Genomic DNA, 16,421 nt, shown 5'->3' with positions numbered 1-16,421 from the left:
TTTACCCCGTTCGACGTCGTCGAGAGGGGTATGCTGGAACGTTTCGCCCGCTTCCGACCCGACGGCAATCTCGCCGTCAGAATCGTCGTCGTGGTCGCGCTCGGTTCCATCGTGACCGGTATCGTCGCGATGCTCACGGATCCCGAACTCGCCGCGGGCGGACTGCTCGCCGATCTCCAGGCGGCGGCCGAGTTCACCGGGACCGTCATCGGCTTCGCGCTGCTCGTGGCCGCGTGGGGGATGCGTCGGGGCTACCGGGTGGCGTACCTCGCCGCGGCGGCGCTCGTCTTTCTCGCGGCGGCCCACGGCGTCGCCCAGTCGCGGCTACTGTCGGTACCGCTGATCGTCCTTTCCCTCGGCGGACTCGCGATCCTGGCGTTGACCAGCGAGCGCTTTACGCGCTCGAGTCGCCTCGAGCTCTCGGCGACGCAGCTCGGCGCGCTCGTCGCGATCCTCGGCGTCTGCTGTTACGGGACCGCGGGCGCGTACGCTCTCCGAGGCGATTTCGACGGTCTCGACACCGCTGTCGACGCCGTCTACTTCACGCTCGTCACCGCGAGCACGGTCGGCTACGGCGATATCCACCCTGCGACCGAGACGGCGCGGCTGTTCGCCGTCTCGCTCGTCGTTCTCGGACCGACGACGGTCGCCGTCGCCGCCGGCAGCCTGTTCGGGCCCGCGATCGAGACGCGACTCACGCGGACTGGTCGGCGGGTAACGAACCATCACGACGAGACGAACCGGGTCGTCGTCCTCGGCTACGACGAGACCACCGCGTCGGTCGTCGAGCGGCTCGCCGACCGGGTGAACGTAACGGTCGTGGCGAGCGACGAACGACAGCTGCGGGCCCTCCCCGGTGTCGTCGACGTCGTCGTCGGGGAGCTACCGTCCGCCGAAGCGCTCGAGCGGGCTGCCCTCGAGACGGCCGACGCGGTCGTCCTCGCCGGTAGCGAGGGAGCGGATACCGCGACCGCCGTGCGAGCCGCGACGGACGCACGGCTCGTAGCCGTCCTCGATCCCGATACCGAGTCCGAGCCGAGAGTCGACGCGGAGGTCGTCATCGATCCGCGAGCGATCGTCGCCGACGCGGTCACCGACGCAACACTCGGCGGACCCGATGCCGCTGCTCAGTCGTCGGCGTCGGCGGCCTCCCACAGCGGGTAGAGGTCGTCCTCGATCGGCTCGGTGATCGTCTCGGAACCGAGCTCGAGGGCGAATTCGCCGTCGGCGTCGCTCCGTCCCGCCTCTTCGACCGTTCCGATCGCCGCGGCCTCGAGCCCGGCCGACTCGAGTCCCGCGAGGCAGTCGTCGAGCGCGTCGTCGGGAACGGTCGCGACCAGGGCACCGGAGCCGAAGATCCGGAGGGGGTCGACGCCCGCCGCCGCACACAGGGTCTCGGTTTCCGGACGGATCGGAACCGCATCGCGATCGACCGCGAGCCGGACCCCGGAGGCGCGGGCGAGTTCGAGCAGGCCGGCCGCGACGCCACCCTCCGTCGGGTCGTGCATCGCGGTCGCGTACTCCCGCAGCACGCGGCCGTCGGGGACGACGCTGATCTCCTCGAGGAAGTCGGCCGCGCGCCCGCGGACGTCGGGATCGACGCCCAGCTCGTCGCCGAAGTCGGCCGCGAGGATGGCCGTTCCCTCGATTCCCGCGGCTTTCGTGATGACGACGCGGTCGCCGGGCTCGGCGCCCCCGGTCGGGACGAAGGCGTCGGTCGATCCCATCGCGGTCAGCGAGACCAGCGGGCGCTCGAGCTGGTCGACGTACTCCGAGTGGCCGCCGACGATCGACGCCCCGACCTCGCGAGCCGCGGCGTCGATGTCGACCGTGATCTCCTCGAGGGGCGACGCTTCGTCGGGAAGCAGGATGACGGTCGTGAGCCAGCGCGGATCGGCGCCGGATGCCGCGACGTCGTTGCAGGCGACGTGGACGCCGAGGCGACCGACCTGGGAGGCTGCAAGCGAGATCGGATCGGAGCTGACGACGAGGGTGCCCTCGCCCTCGGGCCAGGCGATCGCCGCGGCGTCCTCGCCGTCGGCGGGGCCCTGGATCACCGACTCGTCGTCGCTCGCGGTCCCCGTGCGACCGAACACGTGCTCGAGCAGCTCCGCCGGCGGTACCTTTCCGGGCATACTACGAACTGGGCTGATCGGCGGTTTGTAGCTGTCGACCGCGGTCGACGCGCTCTCCGAAAGCCGGTTTCGAAGAGAGGGGGGCTGCGTCAGGCCGTCCGCTCGAGGTCGTCGAACAGCGCCGTCACGCGGCGCTCGATCTCGTCGCGCTGTTCGCGGGTGGCCTCGATCCCACCGCCGTGTGATTCGAGCGACCAGATTCGGACTTCGCCGCCCCAGTCCTCGGGGACGAACTCCGAGGCCGAACAGCCCATCGTCACGACGGTTTCGGCGTCGACCACGTCGTCCGACGTGATCCGTCGCGGCGTTCGGCCGCCGACGTCGAGGCCGTCCTCCTCCAGGGCCTCGAGCGCGTCCTCGCTGATCGACTCCTTCGGTTCGGTGCCGCCGGTAACGAGTTCGACGTCGAGTCCGCGTCGATCCCGCTCTCGTTCGGCGTAGGCGGTCGCCATCTGGCTGCGGCCCGCGTTTCCGACACAGGCGAACACGATTTTCGTCATCGACCGCCCTACACCCGCGATCCTTACCAGTATTTGCCCGGCGAGCCCGAGTCGGAATCCCAACCCATTCCACCTCGGTCCCGCTAAACCCATCACCGTGAACGTCCTCGAGAAGTATCAGACCGCCGTGGTTCTCGCGGCGATCGTCGTCGGTCTCGCGCTCGGCCAGCTCGAGGGCGTTCCCGCCGTCGCCGACGCGCTCATCCTCCCCTTCCTGATGGTGATGCTGTTCGGCGCGTTCGCCGGGATGCCGCTCTCGAAGCTCCGATCGGCCTTCGGAAACCGCCGGGTCGCCGGCTCGAGCCTCCTCGTGAACTTCGTCTGGAACCCGCTGTTGGCCGTCGGTCTCGGCGCCGTCTTCCTCAGCGACCACCCCGCGCTGTGGGTCGGGCTGCTCATGCTCATGGTGACGCCGTGTACGGACTGGTACCTGATCTTCACCGACATCGCCGACGGCGACGTCCCGCTGGCGACGTCGATCCTTCCCTACAACCTCGTGTTGCAGCTCGTCTTGCTACCCGTCTACCTCTACGTCTTCGCGGGCGAACTCGTCGAACTGCCGCTGGCGTTGCTGCTCGAGAGCGTCGCGCTCGTGTTGCTCGTCCCGCTCGTCCTCGCGGGGGTCGCCCGGAAAGGGCTGATCCGCTGGCGGGGCGACCGGTGGTTCAGCCGGACGTTCCTGCCGAAACTCGGCCCCGTTCAGATCGTCTTCCTCAGTCTCGCCATCGGGGCGATGTTCGCCTCGCAGGGCCAGGAGGTCCTCGAGAACCCAGGGCTGCTCGCCCTGCTCGCCGTTCCGGTGATCGCGTTCTACGCGCTGAACCTCGCGATCGGGTTCGGGATCGGCCGTGTCCTCTCGTTTTCCTACAGTGAGATGGTCTGTTTCAACAACACGATCCTCTCGCGGAACTCGCCGACGGCGCTCGCGATCGCGGTCGTCGCCTTCCCCCACGAGCCGCTGATCCCGCTGGCGCTGGTCATCGGACCGCTGCTCGAGTTGCCGCTGCTCGGCGTGATCGCGCAAATCCACACGGGGATCGCCGATCGGGGCTGGTGGCCGATCGATTCGTCGATCCGCCCGGAGAGGAGTTAAAAACCGCGACGGGCGGACTCGCCCGCTCGTCGTCCGTCTCCGGACCGCTCAGTCTCCGCTCGAACCGGGTGCCAGCGCGTCCATCGTCGCCTCGACCTCGCTCTCCTCGGCGCCCCGCGGGAAGCTGACCGCGACGGCATCGATCCCGTCGACGGCCTCGAAGCGCTCGAGTCGCTCGCGGGCGGTCTCGGGATCGCCGACGGCACAGAGATCGTCGAGCAACTCGTCGGAAACTTTCTCGAGCGCCCGTTCTCGATCGCCGTCCTGCCAGGCGTCGTGGATCGTTTCGGCCTCGTCGTACCCCTGGCGCTCGAGGGCGTCCCGGTAGAACGTGCCCATCCCGCCGACGTAGAACCCGACGTGCTGGCGGGCGAGTTCGCGGGCGCGCTCTTCGTCCTCGAGGGCACAGCAGGTGACGCCGACGGTGACCGCGAGGTCCTCAGGGTCACGGTCGCCGAGGTCGGCGCCGCGCTCGAGGTCCGCGAGCCGATCTCGAACGCCGTCGGGAGTGAGCATGATCCCGTGCCAGCCGTCGGCGAACCGCCCCGCGAGTTCGACGGCCTTCGGTCCCATCCCCGTCACCTCGACGGGCGGGGCGGGGTCGGGTGCCCCGCAGCGGAGCCGAAAGCCCGACAGCGAGAACTCGTCGCCGTCGTAGTCGACGGGCTCGCCCGACAGCACCTGGCGAACGATGTCGACGGTCTCGCGGGTCCGCTTGAGCGGGTTCCCGTACTCGAGGCCGTGCCAGTTCTCGATCACGACGGGACCGCTCGGGCCGATCCCGAGCCGGAACCGACCGTCACTGGCCTCCTGGAGCGTCGCGGCGGTCTGGCCCAGCAGGGCGGGCGACCGTGAGTAGGCGTTGACGATACTGGTGCCGAGGTCGACCTCGTCGGTTCGCTCGGCGATCGTCGCCAGTACCGTCACCGCGTCCCGCCCCCAGGTCTCTGGCAGCCAGACGCAGTCGTACCCGCCGCCCTCGGCCCGTCCGGCGTAGTCGGCCAGCGAGTCGACGCTCGGCTGGGCCGCGACGGGCAGGTGGACGTCCCGCTCGGTCATATCTCGGGCGACTCCTCGACGCGCGGAACCCCCTGTGCGGTGATCGTCTCCCCGACGATATAGGAGGACGCGGGGCTCGCGAGGAACTGCGCGAGGTCGGCGATCTCGTCGACAGTCCCCATCCGGCGCTCGACCTCGGTGCGGTCGACCTCGTCGGCCGAGATCCCCATCTGGTTCTCGACGCCCTTCGTCGCGACGAAGCCGGGTGCGATGCAGTTGACCCGTACTCCATCGGCGGCCCACTCGTAGGACAGCGTCGTCGTCAGGTTCACGACCGCGGCCTTCGCGGCGCCGTAGTGGCTCATGTACGGCGATCCCAGCTGGCCCGCGACGCTGGCGAGGTTGATCACGATCCCGCCCCCATCTTTGAGGTGTTCGGCGGCGGCCTGGGTGCAGTGGTAGGTGCCGTGGACGTTGATGTCGACGATCGTCTTCCAGCCGTTCTCGGAGATATCGTCGAAGTTCGCCATGAACGAGGCGCCGGCGTTGTTGACGAGCACGTCGAGTCCGCCGAACTCCTCGACGGTCGCCTCGATCAGCGCGTCGACGGCTTCGCGGTCGGTGACGTCGCACTCGACGGGCAGGGCCCCGCCCGGTCGATCGCTCTCCTCGATCTCTTCGGCCACGGGATCGACGTTGTCCTGCTCGCGCGAGCAGATCACTACGTCGACCCCGTCGTCGGCAAAGCCCTTTGCGATCGCCGCACCGATCCCGCTCGAGGCGCCCGTGACGATCGCGACGTCGCCGTCGACGCCGAACTGGTCGGTGCTCATCGGCGGTCACCCGCTGCGAGTGTGCTTACCATTGTTAGATCCATTAGACAATAGGAAGACACTGTTAATAAAGATAGGTACAACCCCCGTATCGTTAAGGGAGTCGAGGAGAATCGTCACCAGTACGCACACCCTGGCGACGCTCGTCGCTTCCACACCACTATGACAGGCGAAGATACCAACTACGGGCCGGATCGACAGGAGACAGTGTACCGACAGGGAATGCTCGAGGGCGAGCCGCCCGAGTTCCCGGTGGCTTACGAGGAGCTCGAGGAGCGCGCCCGCGAGGAGCTCGACGAGGAGGCGTTCGCGTACGTCGCCGGCGGAGCGGGTTCGGAGTCGACCGTCGAAGCGAACGATCGCGCTTTCGACGCCTGGCAGATCGTCCCGCGCATCCTGCGGGACGTTTCGGACCGGGACCTCTCGGTCGAACTGTTCGGCAGCGAGTTCTCCGCACCCGTCCTGCTCGCACCGATCGGCGTCCAGGGGATCCTCCACGACGAGGCCGAACTTGCCGTCGCCCGCGCGGCGAACGCGGTCGGCGTCCCGATGATCTCGAGTTCCGTCTCCTCGTACACGATGGAGGAGATCGCCGACGAACTCGAGACGACGGGCTGGTTCCAGCTCTACTGGAGCGCCGACCGCGACGTGGCCGCGAGTTTCCTCGAGCGCGCCGAAGACGCGGGATTCGAAGCGATCGTCGTCACCCTCGACACGCCGAAGATGGGCTGGCGCGAACGCGACATCGACCTCGCCTACCTCCCCTTCCTCGAGGGCCAGGGGATCAGAAACTACTTCGAGGACGATGCGTTCTGCGATCGCCTCGAAGACGACCCGTGGGCCGACCCCGAGGCCTCGCTCGAGTCGTTTATCGACTGCTTCGGTGACGCGTCGCTCACCTGGGACGACCTCTCGTTCCTGCGGGAACACACCGACCTGCCGATCGTCCTCAAGGGCGTGCTCCACCCCGACGACGCCACCCGCGCCATCGAGTGCGGGATGGACGGCCTGATCGTCTCGAACCACGGCGGTCGTCAGGTCGACGGCGCGATTCCGGCGCTCGAGGCCCTCCCCGAGATCGCCGAGGCCGTCGGCGACGACGTCCCGGTGCTGTTCGACAGCGGAATTCGTCGGGGCAGCGACGCCGTCCGGGCGATCGCGCTCGGCGCCGACGCCGTCCTGCTCGGACGACCGTACGCCTACGGGCTCGGCATCGGCGGGGCCGACGGCGTCGAGGCCGTGCTGCGAAACTTTCTCGCCGATCTGGATCTCACCGTCGGGCTCTCGGGCTGTGCAAGTGTCGACGAACTCGACCGATCGACGATCCGACTGGCCGAGCGATGAGTCCGGATTCACACGCCGGCACCGGCGAGCCGGGCGCACCCGAGAAGTGGGAGGCCGTCTTCTGGGACATCGGCGGCGTCATCCTCGATCTCGAGTCGGTCCGGAGCGCCCACGTCGCGTTCGTCGCGGATCTCCTCGAGCGCCACGCGGTCGACGCGACGGTAGAGGAGGCGATCGCGACCTGGCGGTCGACGGTCGGCGACCACTTTCGCGGGCGTGAGGGGACGGAGTTCCGGGCTGCCCGTGACGGCTACGAAAAGGGCGTCGAGGCGGTCGTCGGCGATCCGGTTCCCCGCGAGGAGTGGGAGCCGGCGTTTCGGGCAGCCGCCAGAGAGTCGATCGAACCCGTTCCCGGCGCCGTGGAGACGATCGAGCGTCTCGCCGAGCGGGAGCTCCACGTCGGCGTCGTCAGTGACGTCGACGACGACGAGGGAAAGTGGATGCTCGAGCGCTTCGGCGTTCGCGAGCGGTTCGACTCGATCACGACCTCCGAGGAGGTCGGACGAACGAAGCCGGACCCCGCGATGTTCGAGACGGCTCTCGAGAAGGCGGGCGTCCCGGCCGAGCGATCGCTGATGATCGGCGACCGCTACGACCACGACGTTCGCGGGGCCGACGAGGCGGGACTGCACGGGGTCGCGTTCGGCGCCGGGGACGGCCCCGCAGTGTCGTACCGGATCGAGTCTCCGCCCGAGATCCTCGAGATCGTCGACGGAGAGCGAGACGCCTGACCGTTCGGGGACACGACCCGATCGAAAACGTGTACGCGAAACGGACGTCGATCGACTTCAGAAGTTCTCTATCCCGTAGATTCCGGCGTATTCAGGCTCAAGGTCTATCTGCGAGTCGGGTGGAGAACGAACGTGATCGGTGGCGCGCTCGGGTCCGAATGAACCGCGGTAAGACCACCACCCGCGGTAAGTCCACTACCCACCATGAACACGGCCAGTCGATCGACGTCGCGGGTTACGATCCGGCAGTTCGAGCCCGGCGATCGGGAGGCGTTCCTCTCGCTGTACGAGCGAGTGTTCGGTCGCGGGCGATCGCCCGCCTGGTTTCGCTGGAAGTACGAGGACAACCCCTACGCCGACCACGTCCCCATCGTCGTCGCCGAGGACGACGGCGACCTCGTCGGCTGTCGCTCGCTGTTCGCCCAGGAGATGCGCGGCCACGGTGCAGTTCGAACGGCGTACCAACCCTGCGACACGATGGTTCACCCCGAGTACCGCAGGCGCGGACTGTTCGACCGGATGAACGAGCGGACCCTCGAGCGGTACGCCGAGGGCGGCCCCGCCTTCCTCTTTAATTTCCCGAACGAGGCCTCGAAGCGCGGGAATCTCAACCACGGCTGGCGAGAGATCGGCACCGTCCCGCTGTACTACCGGGTTCGGGATCCCGTCGGCGCCCTCGAGCGGTGGACCGACGGATCGGGAGCCGAATCGCCGGTGCGGACCGACGGACGCGCTGCGACCGCGGCTGCGAAATCAGCCGCGAGCCGGATCGTCGAGGGCGTCCACCGCACAGGGGATCGACTGCTGGCACCCGACGCCGAGGTCACCCTCGAGCGCCACGAGTCGACGCCCGCCGAGGCGCTCGCGGCGGCCTACAAGCGGGCGATTCCCGAGGCGATGCACACGAACCGAACGGCGACGTTCTACCGCTGGCGGCTCGCCAACCCGGAGCACACGTACACGACGTACGTCGCGAGACGCGACGGTGAGCCCGTGGCCGCGCTCGTCACCGCGACCGTCGACGACCGCGTTCGAATCGTCGAGGCGGTCCCGCGAGCGCTCGAGGCCGAACGGAGGGCACTCGAGCGCCTGCTCGTCGCCGCGCTCGCCGACCGCGAGAGCCGGGAGTTCGTCACGGCCTTCGGCGAGACGCTTCCGAGACCGATTCGATTCCGGTTCTTCCCCGACACGCAAGCGCCCCTCTCGACGGTGATCCGGCCGTCGTCGCGGACGCTGCTGGCGCGGGACCTCGACGCCAGCGCCGCGGTCGAAAACAGCTCGATCGACGACTGGACGTTCTCGCGGCTCGATCTCGACACGACCTGAGCGGGGCTCACGGTCCTCAGCCGCGGAATCGCGTCACCGGATCGAGCTCGCTCTCGTCGACGTCTTCGAAGGCGTCGCGGGCGATAACGCGCTTGTGGACCTCGTCGGCGCCGTCGACGAGGCGGAACGCGCGGACGTTCTCGTAGAAGTCCGCCAGCGGCAGGTCCTTCCCGATCCCGTTGGCGCCACAGCACTGGATCGAGAGATCGACGGCGTCCTGGACGACGTCGGCCGTGAAGACCTTCGCCATCGAGACCGGAACGCGGGCCTCCCGTCCCTCGCCGATCTCGCGGGCGGCGTGGCGAACCATCGTTCTGGCGGCGTGAAGTCGCGTCTCGGCGTCGGCGATTCCGTAGCGCAGGCTCTGTTTCTCCGAGAGCGTGCTGCCGAAGCCCTCCCGCTCGCTCGTGTAGGCCTTCGCGACCTCGAGCGAGCGCTGGGCCATCCCCGAAAAGCGCATGCAGTGGGTGAGCCGCGCGGGGCCGAGCCGTTTCTGGGCGATGGCGAAACCGGCGTTCTCGGCGCCAAGCAGGTTCTCCTCGGGAACCCGCACGCCGTCGTAGACGATCTCGGCGTGGCTCGTCCCCGTCACCTCGCCGCCGACGTGGGGAATGTCCCGCTGGTACTCGACGCCGTCGGCGTCGCTGGGGACGAGGAAGATCGAACACCCCTCGTAGGGGTGGGCCTCCTGGTCGGTGCGGGCCATCACCAGCAGGACGTCGGCCTCGCTGCCCTGGGTGGTCCACCACTTGTGGCCGTCGATCACCCACTCGTCGCCCTCCTTTCTGGCTTCGGTCTTGATCATCTTCGGATCCGACCCGCCGCCCTGCATCGGCTCAGTCATCGAGAATCCCGAGTGGATATCGGCCTCGACCAGCGGCTCGAGCCACCGCTCCTTCTGTTCGTCGGTGCCCGCCATCTCGAGGGTGTGCATGTTCCCCTCGTCGGGGGCGTCGACCCGAATCGCCAGCGGGCCGAGCAGGCTTCGGCCCGCCTCCTCGAACGCCGGCAACACGTCGCGGAACTCGAGGCCGAGCCCGCCGTACTCCTCGCTAACCTGCGGGGCGTACAGCCCGCGCTCGCGGGCGGTCTCGCGCAGGTCGTCGACGACGTCCTCCGGAACGGGGCCGTTCCCGAGCTGCTCGCGCTCGGCGGGGATCACGTCCTCGTCGACGAACTCCCGAACCTCCGCGGCCAGCTCGCGCGCCCGATCGCTGTCGTGGTACTCCATACCCTAGCTACACGAACATTGTAAGATAAGGTTTCGGTCGTAACTATTTTCGTTAATCGGACCGCGGGTAGTACCATGCCGCGTGCAACCCCCCACTCGACGCAGCCGACGAACCGGGACGCCTCGACGGACCAGCGAGCCGATCGGCTCGAGCCATGACCGACACCTACTACGAGCGGCTGGTCGACGAGGAGGCGCTGGCAGCCTACCTCGAGAACGAGCTTGGGACCGTCGAGCGCTACGAGATCGAGCGCCACCGTGAGGGCCACTCCAACGAGACGCTGCTTCTCACCTGGGGCGACCGAGAGCTGGTGATCAGGCGGCCCCCGCCGGGCGAGACGGCCGACACGGCCCACGACGTGCTCAGAGAGTACCGCGTGACGAAGGCGCTGGTGGATACCGACGTCCCCGTCCCCGAACCCGTGCTGGCCTGCGAGGACCACGACGTCATCGGCAGCGACTTCTACGTGATGGAGCGACTCGAGGGCGACGTCCTCCGGGACGGCGAACCCGACCGCTTCGCCGACCCCGCCGCCCGCGAGCGGATCGGCGAGGAGCTGGTCGACACGCTGGCGGCGATCCACGAGGTCGACTACGAGGCCGTCGGCCTCGAGGAGTTCGGCTATCCGCCCGGCTACACCGAGCGCCAGGTCGAACGCTGGGGCCAGCAGCTGATGTGGGCGTTCGAGACCACGGTCGAAGAGCGGGAGGTCCCGGACCTCTACGAGGTCGGCTCGTGGCTCCAGGAGAACGTTCCGGAGGAGCATCCGCACACGTTGGTTCACGGCGACTACAAGCTCGACAACGTGATGTACGGGCCAGCGGGACGCGACGCGTCCCGAGAGGAGCGAGCGGACGACGTCCGCGAGCCCGAATCCACTCCGGAGCTCGTCGGCGTCTTCGACTGGGAGATGGCCACGCTGGGCGACCCCCGCGCCGACCTGGGCTGGATGCTGTCGTACTGGCGCGACCCCAAGGACCCCGACCCGGCCGTGCCGGAGCTGACGGCGACGTTCATGGAGCGGGAGGGGTACTCGAGCCGGCTCGAACTGGTCGAACGCTGGGAGGATCGGACGGGGCTCGCCTTCGAGCACGAGCGGTTCTACCGCACGCTCGCGGTGTACAAGCTGGCGGCGCTCGGGGAGATGTTCTTCCGGCGCTACCTCGAGGGCAACAGCGACGACCCGATGTACCCGAAGATGGAGGAGCGGGTTCCCGCGCTGGCTGCGCGTGCGGTCCGGATCATCGAGGGGGAGGAGCCGCTCTGATGCGGTACTTCGAGGACGTCGAGGTCGGCGAGACCCACGAGTTCGGCGAGTACGAGGTGACCGAGGAGGAGGTCGTCGAGTTCGCCGAGCAGTACGATCCCCAGCCGTTCCACGTCGACGGGGAGGCCGCCGAGGAGTCGATGTTCGGCGAGCTGGTCGCCTCGGGCTGGCACACTGCCGCGATGTCGATGCGGCTGCTCGTCGAGGGTCCCGACGGGATGGAGGACCGAGCCGCGATGGGATCGCCCGGCGTGGACGAACTGCGCTGGCACCGGCCCGTCAAACCCGGCGACACCCTCTCGGTACGAACCGAAGTGCTCGAGAAGCGTCCCTCCGAGAGCCGCGAGGATCGAGGGTACGTCAAGAGCCGCCTCGAGACCTACAACGAGGACGGCGACCTCGTCATGAGCTGGGTCGCGGACACGATCTATCGCCGACGGGACGACGACAGTTAGCGTCGTACGCGCTTGGACGAATTTTACACAGCTCGTACGCCCGCACAGCTAATCAGTTAACATTGGTAACTCGGTTCGGTGGAGTTAAGACGACTCCGATCGATCACACGGCCATGTCAGACGACACCATCGAACGCGTCGCCGTCCTCGGCGCGGGGAACATGGGTCACGGAATCGCCGAGGTAACCGCGATCGCAGGGTACGACGTCGCCCTCCGGGATATCGAGCCCGAGTACGTCGAGGACGGCTACGAGTCGATTCGCTGGAGTCTCGAGAAACTCGAGGAGAAAGACCGTCTCGACGAGTCCGCCGACGGGATCCTCGAGCGGATCGAGACGACGACCGACCTCGAGGACGCCGTCGCCGACGCGGATCTCGTGATCGAGGCCGCGCCGGAGAACCTCGAGCTGAAACACGACATCTTCGCCGACCTCGAGCGCTACACGGACGAGGACGCCCTGCTGGCGACGAACACCTCGAGCCTGCCGATCACGGACATCGCGGAGGCGGTCGACACCCCCGAGCGCGTCCTCGGCCTGCACTTCTTCAACCCGCCGGTGAAGATGGATCTCGTCGAGGTCATCTACGGCGCAGAGACGAGCGACGAGGCGGCCGAGGCCGGCCACGACTGGGTCGAGTCGATCGGCAAGACGCCGATCTACGTCCGCAAGGACGTGCGGGGCTTCGTCGTCAACACCATCGTCGGCCCGTTCATCGGCGAGGCCGCCTGGATGGTCTCGGAGGGCGACGCCGACATTCGCCAGGCCGACGCCGCGATGGTCCACGAACGTGGCTACCCGATGGGACCGTTCGAACTCGCCGACCTGACGGGGATCGACGTCGGCTACCACGTCCGCAAGGAAGCCGGCGACGACGTTCCCCCGGTGATGGCCAAGAAAGTCGAGGCCGAAGAACTGGGGAAGAAGACTGGCAAAGGGTTCTACGACTACGAGGAGGGGGACGGTCCCGACTACGAACCCGGCCAGGGGGAGGGGTTCGACACGCTCCAGGTCGAGGCCCGAATGATCAACCGCGCGGCGTACCTCGTCGGCGAGGACGTCGCGACGCCGGAGGCGATCGATATCGGCGTCCGCCTCGGTCTCGGTTTCCCCGAGGGGATCTGCCGTCGCGCGGACAAGATCGGGCTCGATGCCGTCCTCGAGACCCTCGAGAGCCGCCTCGAGGAGAGCGGCGACGACCGGTTCGAGCCCCACCCGTACCTGCGCGAGCTCGTCGCGGCGGGAAAGACCGGCGAGAACGCCGGCGCGGGCTTTCACGAGTACGGCGACGGCGGCGCGAGCGACCTCGACTCCTACCGCTACCTGAACGCCACAGTCGAGGACGGCGTCCTGCAGGTGGAGCTCGACCGCCCCGAGCGGATGAACGCTCTCTCGGCGGATCTGCTCGAGGAGATCGACGACCTCTTCTCGACGGTCGACACCGACGAGATTCGCTGCGCGACGATCGAGGGCACCGGCGACCGGGCCTTCAGCGCCGGGGCCGACATCGGCGGCTTCGGCTCGCTCGAGCCCACCGACGCGATGGACGTCACGCCCGCCTTCGAGACGGTCAGCGAGTTCCCCCGACCCGTACTGGCGAAGGTCGACGGCTACTGTCTCGGCGCGGGTCTCGAGCTCGCGCTTGCCTGCGATCTGCGGATCGCGACGAAACGGTCGTCGTTCGGCGCCCCGGAGATCGGCCTCGGGCTGATTCCGGGCGGGGGCGGGACCCAGCGACTCATGCGCGTCCTCGGGGAAACTCGAGCGAAGGAGCTGGTCTTCCGCGGGAACCACATCGATGCCGAGCGGGCCGCCGACTGGGGGCTCGCCAACCGGGCCGTCGACCGCGAGGCGTTCGACGAGACGGTCGAGGCGTTCGTCGACGACCTGCGCGAGGGGCCGCCGCTGGGCCTCGAGGTTGCAAAGAAGGTGATGAACCGGGGCGAGGACGCAAGCCTCGAGGCGGCGCTGGCGATGGAGAGTCAGGGCTTTGGCCTGTTGCTCGGCACCGACGACGTCCGCGAGGGCACCGCCGCGTTCGCCGAGGATCGCGAGCCGGAGTTCGAGGGCCGGTAGATGGGCGACGCGAACGACGATCGGGTTCGGTTCGACGACCTCGAGGTCGGCGACGAGGTCGTTACCCATTCGCGGACGCTCACCGAAGCTGACGTACGCGAGTTCGCAGGCGTTAGCGGGGACTTCAACCCGCTCCATCTGAGCGAGAGCTACACGGCCGACCTGCCGTTCGGCGAGCCGATCGCCCACGGCGCGCTGCTGTTTGCCGTGACGACGGGGCTGCTCTGGCAGCACCGCCACGAGCGACCCGAGACGGTGGCGTTCTACGGCGTCGACTCGCTGCGCTTTACCGAGCCCGTAACGATGGGGACGACGGTCCACGCCGAGTCCGAACTCCTCGAGAAAGAGCCCCGCGATCACCCCGTGGGCAGCGGGCTCGCCCGCTACGAGACGCGCCTCGTGGCGGACGACGGGTCGGTTGCGCTCTCCTGCGAGCTACTGACGCTCGTAAAGTGACGGAGTTTAGCTGTTGTCGTCCGCTTCGTCCGTCGCATCGGCGTCGTCCTCGTCTTCGACGTCGTCGAGTTCGTCCTCGGCCGCGTCGGCCTCGTCCTCGACGTCCGACTGGACGTCGTCCATCTCGACGTCCGACTCGAGTTCGTCCCGGTCGATCGCGTCCTCGAGAACCTCGGCGTCGGTAACCGCGCCCATACCGTCGTCCTCGACCGCGGATTCGATCGTCGTCGCGTCGATGGCCGAATCGACGTCGCCCGACTCCGAGGCCGACTGCAGCGCTCGACGGACGGCGACGTATCCCGCCAGTGCGATTCCTCCGGAGGCGACGGCTCCCGGGACGCCGAAGCGTTTGTACCCGAACGTGACGGCCTTCTTCCCGACGGTGAGTGCGCCAATCATAGCGCTTGTCGTAGCGCCGGCAACGGGAAGAGGGCGGGGCTTTCGTGTGGAAGGAGAGCCCGGAAAACCCGTTCGGATCGGCCTCGGGACTTCGAATCTCGACTCTCGCCGATGCGAGCCGATTCGTCAACGAATCGGACAAAAGTATAATATTTATTGAATTTCAACTAGTATTAGAATATGACGGACCGACCGAACACTCGCCGACGATTCCTCGCGCTGTCCGGAGCGACGATGGCCACCGGTCTGGCCGGCTGTTCCGACTCCGACGCGTCCGAGGACGACGAGACGACGAATCAGACACCGGACGATGACGATGACCCGCCGGAGAACGATACCGAGGACGAGGGTGACGACGAACCCGAAGACGAAGACGAGGAGGACGAAGACGAGATCGAGTCTCCCGAACTCGCACTCGAGACCGAGTACGATAGCCGCGAGGAGTTCGGCCAGCCCGGGGAGGCGTTCGACGACTTCGAGGACGCCGACGAGTGGGACGTCGTTCGGGGGTCGGCGGAGCCCGACGACGAGATCACGTTCGAGGGCTCACAGAGCCTCCGGCTTACCGCCGAGGATGGCGAGGACGTCATCGTCGAGCGGGAGATCGAATCGACGGACCTCACCGACCGCGAGCTCTCGCTCGCCGTGCGAACGACCACGCCGGGAAACGTCGCGATCGACGTCCGGCTCGTAGACGCCTCCGGCGGATCGACACACCACCAGCTCCGCTCGGTCTCGTACGGCGCGTCCGACGTCGGCTGGTTCCGGACGAACCCGGGCGTCTTCGAGGAGGGGTCGACGCCGCTCGAGCGCGACGCTGTCGAACGGATCCAGCTGCTCGTCTACAACACCGACGAGGCCGAGGTGTGGGTCGACGACCTCCGGGTTCACGACAAACCCGAGACGGGGTACGTCGTGCTCTGCTGGGACGACGGGACCCCCGACTTCTACGACACCGCGAGTCCGCTCCACGACGAGTACGGCGTCAACGCGGTCCAGTCGGCGGTTCGGCAGTGGACCCAGGGGTCCCGGGACGACGTCCTGACCCTCGAGCAGCTACAGGAACGCCAGGAGGCCGGCGATCAGATCATCGCCCACGGCTCTCACGTCTTCCTCGAGGACCTCGAGGAGGACCAGCTCAGGGAATCCCTCGAGGGCGACAAGCAGTGGGCCGTCGACAACGACCTGCAGGGCGGTCACTACATCACGTACCCGCACAACAGCTTCGATCAGACGGTCCTCGACGTCGCGACGGACTACTACTACGCCGGCGGGTTCAACCAGGCCGGCGACGTCAACCTCACCGGCGTTTACGGCTTCGATCCGCTGGTGCTCCCGCGAACGATCGGCCACGACCTCGAGATCGCGACGCGGTGTGTCGATCTCGCCGCCGAACACCGCCAGTGTACGATCCTGAACTTCCACGCCTTCGACCTGGAGAACACGATGGACGAGGACGACTACGAGGAGCTCCTGGGGCACATCGATAGCGAGGACGGTGTCGAGGTCATCGACATCGACGATCTCTGGCGGATGCGCCGCGAGGGCCACCGTCGTAACGACTGAAATTATTTGT

General features: G+C 67.9%; 16 protein-coding genes. 10 read left to right on the top strand and 6 right to left on the bottom strand.

Going from position 1 to position 16,421, the window contains the following annotated elements:
- Positions 1-30: 30 nt before the first annotated feature.
- Positions 31-1,164 (top strand): ion channel, encoded by a 1,134-nt coding sequence (locus QA609_RS20110; RefSeq protein ID WP_278304413.1) that lies wholly within the window; start codon positions 31-33, stop codon positions 1,162-1,164.
- Here the strand turns inward: QA609_RS20110 and QA609_RS20105 are convergent.
- Entirely contained in the window at positions 1,128-2,135 is a 1,008-nt protein-coding gene (locus QA609_RS20105; RefSeq protein WP_278304412.1) for an AIR synthase family protein, read from the bottom strand. The two genes, QA609_RS20110 and QA609_RS20105, sit on opposite strands and share 37 nt — an antisense overlap.
- A gap of 89 nt (positions 2,136-2,224) precedes the next feature.
- Positions 2,225-2,635 carry a low molecular weight phosphatase family protein gene (locus QA609_RS20100; RefSeq protein ID WP_278304411.1) on the bottom strand — a complete coding sequence of 137 codons (411 nt, stop codon included), beginning with the start codon at positions 2,633-2,635 and terminating at the stop codon, positions 2,225-2,227.
- 97 nt (positions 2,636-2,732) lie between these two features.
- Between QA609_RS20100 and QA609_RS20095 the strand changes: the two genes are divergently transcribed.
- Complete coding sequence (locus tag QA609_RS20095) at positions 2,733-3,728, top strand: arsenic resistance protein (protein ID WP_278304410.1); 996 nt, start codon at positions 2,733-2,735, stop codon at positions 3,726-3,728.
- Positions 3,729-3,776: 48 nt separating this feature from the next.
- Here QA609_RS20095 and QA609_RS20090 read toward each other — a convergent pair whose 3' ends face one another.
- The gene (locus QA609_RS20090; protein ID WP_278304409.1) at positions 3,777-4,787 is read right to left on the bottom strand and encodes a TIGR04024 family LLM class F420-dependent oxidoreductase; all 1,011 of its coding nucleotides are present in this window, start codon (positions 4,785-4,787) and stop codon (positions 3,777-3,779) included.
- Positions 4,784-5,560 carry a glucose 1-dehydrogenase gene (locus tag QA609_RS20085; RefSeq protein WP_278304408.1) on the bottom strand — a complete coding sequence of 259 codons (777 nt, stop codon included), beginning with the start codon at positions 5,558-5,560 and terminating at the stop codon, positions 4,784-4,786. The genes QA609_RS20090 and QA609_RS20085 overlap by 4 nt, the downstream gene beginning before the upstream one ends.
- 162 nt (positions 5,561-5,722) lie before the next feature.
- On the opposite strand from QA609_RS20085, the gene QA609_RS20080 reads away from it, so the two are divergent.
- From QA609_RS20080 to QA609_RS20070, 3 genes are all read left to right on the top strand, one after another.
- Positions 5,723-6,904, top strand: a complete 1,182-nt coding sequence (locus QA609_RS20080) for an alpha-hydroxy-acid oxidizing protein (RefSeq protein ID WP_278304407.1) — start codon at positions 5,723-5,725, stop codon at positions 6,902-6,904.
- Complete coding sequence (locus QA609_RS20075) at positions 6,901-7,635, top strand: HAD family hydrolase (protein ID WP_278304406.1); 735 nt, start codon at positions 6,901-6,903, stop codon at positions 7,633-7,635. Before QA609_RS20080 ends, QA609_RS20075 begins: the two co-directional genes overlap by 4 nt.
- A gap of 204 nt (positions 7,636-7,839) precedes the next feature.
- A complete protein-coding gene (locus QA609_RS20070; RefSeq protein ID WP_278304405.1) occupies positions 7,840-8,961 on the top strand; it encodes a GNAT family N-acetyltransferase in 1,122 nt (373 codons plus the stop codon).
- Positions 8,962-8,977: 16 nt separating this feature from the next.
- On the opposite strand, the gene QA609_RS20065 is transcribed toward QA609_RS20070, so the two are convergent.
- Complete coding sequence (locus QA609_RS20065) at positions 8,978-10,192, bottom strand: acyl-CoA dehydrogenase family protein (protein WP_278304404.1); 1,215 nt, start codon at positions 10,190-10,192, stop codon at positions 8,978-8,980.
- 155 nt (positions 10,193-10,347) lie between these two features.
- On the opposite strand from QA609_RS20065, the gene QA609_RS20060 reads away from it, so the two are divergent.
- The 4 genes from QA609_RS20060 (at position 10,348) to QA609_RS20045 (ending at position 14,446) form a co-directional block, all read left to right on the top strand.
- On the top strand, positions 10,348-11,460 hold the full coding sequence (locus tag QA609_RS20060) for a phosphotransferase family protein (protein ID WP_278304403.1): 1,113 nt from the start codon (positions 10,348-10,350) through the stop codon (positions 11,458-11,460).
- A complete protein-coding gene (locus QA609_RS20055) occupies positions 11,460-11,915 on the top strand; it encodes a MaoC family dehydratase (protein ID WP_278304402.1) in 456 nt (151 codons plus the stop codon). The genes QA609_RS20060 and QA609_RS20055 overlap by 1 nt, the downstream gene beginning before the upstream one ends.
- Before the next feature lie 113 nt (positions 11,916-12,028).
- Entirely contained in the window at positions 12,029-13,990 is a 1,962-nt protein-coding gene (locus QA609_RS20050; protein WP_278304401.1) for a 3-hydroxyacyl-CoA dehydrogenase NAD-binding domain-containing protein, read from the top strand.
- Entirely contained in the window at positions 13,991-14,446 is a 456-nt protein-coding gene (locus tag QA609_RS20045; protein WP_278304400.1) for a MaoC/PaaZ C-terminal domain-containing protein, read from the top strand.
- A 6-nt stretch (positions 14,447-14,452) separates the two neighbouring features.
- Here QA609_RS20045 and QA609_RS20040 read toward each other — a convergent pair whose 3' ends face one another.
- Positions 14,453-14,845: a hypothetical protein gene (locus QA609_RS20040; RefSeq protein WP_278304399.1), complete on the bottom strand. Its 393-nt coding sequence runs from the start codon at positions 14,843-14,845 to the stop codon at positions 14,453-14,455.
- Between the two features lie 180 nt (positions 14,846-15,025).
- Here QA609_RS20040 and QA609_RS20035 point away from each other — a divergent pair, with 180 nt between their 5' ends.
- A complete protein-coding gene (locus tag QA609_RS20035) occupies positions 15,026-16,411 on the top strand; it encodes a polysaccharide deacetylase family protein (protein ID WP_278304398.1) in 1,386 nt (461 codons plus the stop codon).
- The last annotated feature ends 10 nt before the right edge of the window (positions 16,412-16,421 follow it).

Source organism: Natronococcus sp. A-GB7 (assembly GCF_029688865.1).
GTDB lineage: Archaea > Halobacteriota > Halobacteria > Halobacteriales > Natrialbaceae > Natronococcus.
This window is presented reverse-complemented; position numbering and strand designations above follow the sequence as displayed.

Excerpts from the sequence above, each read along its gene's own strand:
- QA609_RS20050 (WP_278304401.1), top strand. The coding sequence starts at position 12,029 with ATGTCAGACGACACCATCGAACGCGTCGCCGTCCTCGGCGCGGGGAAC.
- QA609_RS20085 (WP_278304408.1), bottom strand. The coding sequence starts at position 5,560 with ATGAGCACCGACCAGTTCGGCGTCGACGGCGACGTCGCGATCGTCACG.
- QA609_RS20055 (WP_278304402.1), top strand. The coding sequence starts at position 11,460 with ATGCGGTACTTCGAGGACGTCGAGGTCGGCGAGACCCACGAGTTCGGC.
- QA609_RS20090 (WP_278304409.1), bottom strand. The coding sequence starts at position 4,787 with ATGACCGAGCGGGACGTCCACCTGCCCGTCGCGGCCCAGCCGAGCGTC.
- QA609_RS20065 (WP_278304404.1), bottom strand. The coding sequence starts at position 10,192 with ATGGAGTACCACGACAGCGATCGGGCGCGCGAGCTGGCCGCGGAGGTT.
- QA609_RS20070 (WP_278304405.1), top strand. The coding sequence starts at position 7,840 with ATGAACACGGCCAGTCGATCGACGTCGCGGGTTACGATCCGGCAGTTC.
- QA609_RS20060 (WP_278304403.1), top strand. The coding sequence starts at position 10,348 with ATGACCGACACCTACTACGAGCGGCTGGTCGACGAGGAGGCGCTGGCA.
- QA609_RS20105 (WP_278304412.1), bottom strand. The coding sequence starts at position 2,135 with ATGCCCGGAAAGGTACCGCCGGCGGAGCTGCTCGAGCACGTGTTCGGT.
- QA609_RS20100 (WP_278304411.1), bottom strand. The coding sequence starts at position 2,635 with ATGACGAAAATCGTGTTCGCCTGTGTCGGAAACGCGGGCCGCAGCCAG.
- QA609_RS20035 (WP_278304398.1), top strand. The coding sequence starts at position 15,026 with ATGACGGACCGACCGAACACTCGCCGACGATTCCTCGCGCTGTCCGGA.
- QA609_RS20045 (WP_278304400.1), top strand. The coding sequence starts at position 13,991 with ATGGGCGACGCGAACGACGATCGGGTTCGGTTCGACGACCTCGAGGTC.
- QA609_RS20075 (WP_278304406.1), top strand. The coding sequence starts at position 6,901 with ATGAGTCCGGATTCACACGCCGGCACCGGCGAGCCGGGCGCACCCGAG.
- QA609_RS20110 (WP_278304413.1), top strand. The coding sequence starts at position 31 with ATGCTGGAACGTTTCGCCCGCTTCCGACCCGACGGCAATCTCGCCGTC.
- QA609_RS20040 (WP_278304399.1), bottom strand. The coding sequence starts at position 14,845 with ATGATTGGCGCACTCACCGTCGGGAAGAAGGCCGTCACGTTCGGGTAC.
- QA609_RS20080 (WP_278304407.1), top strand. The coding sequence starts at position 5,723 with ATGACAGGCGAAGATACCAACTACGGGCCGGATCGACAGGAGACAGTG.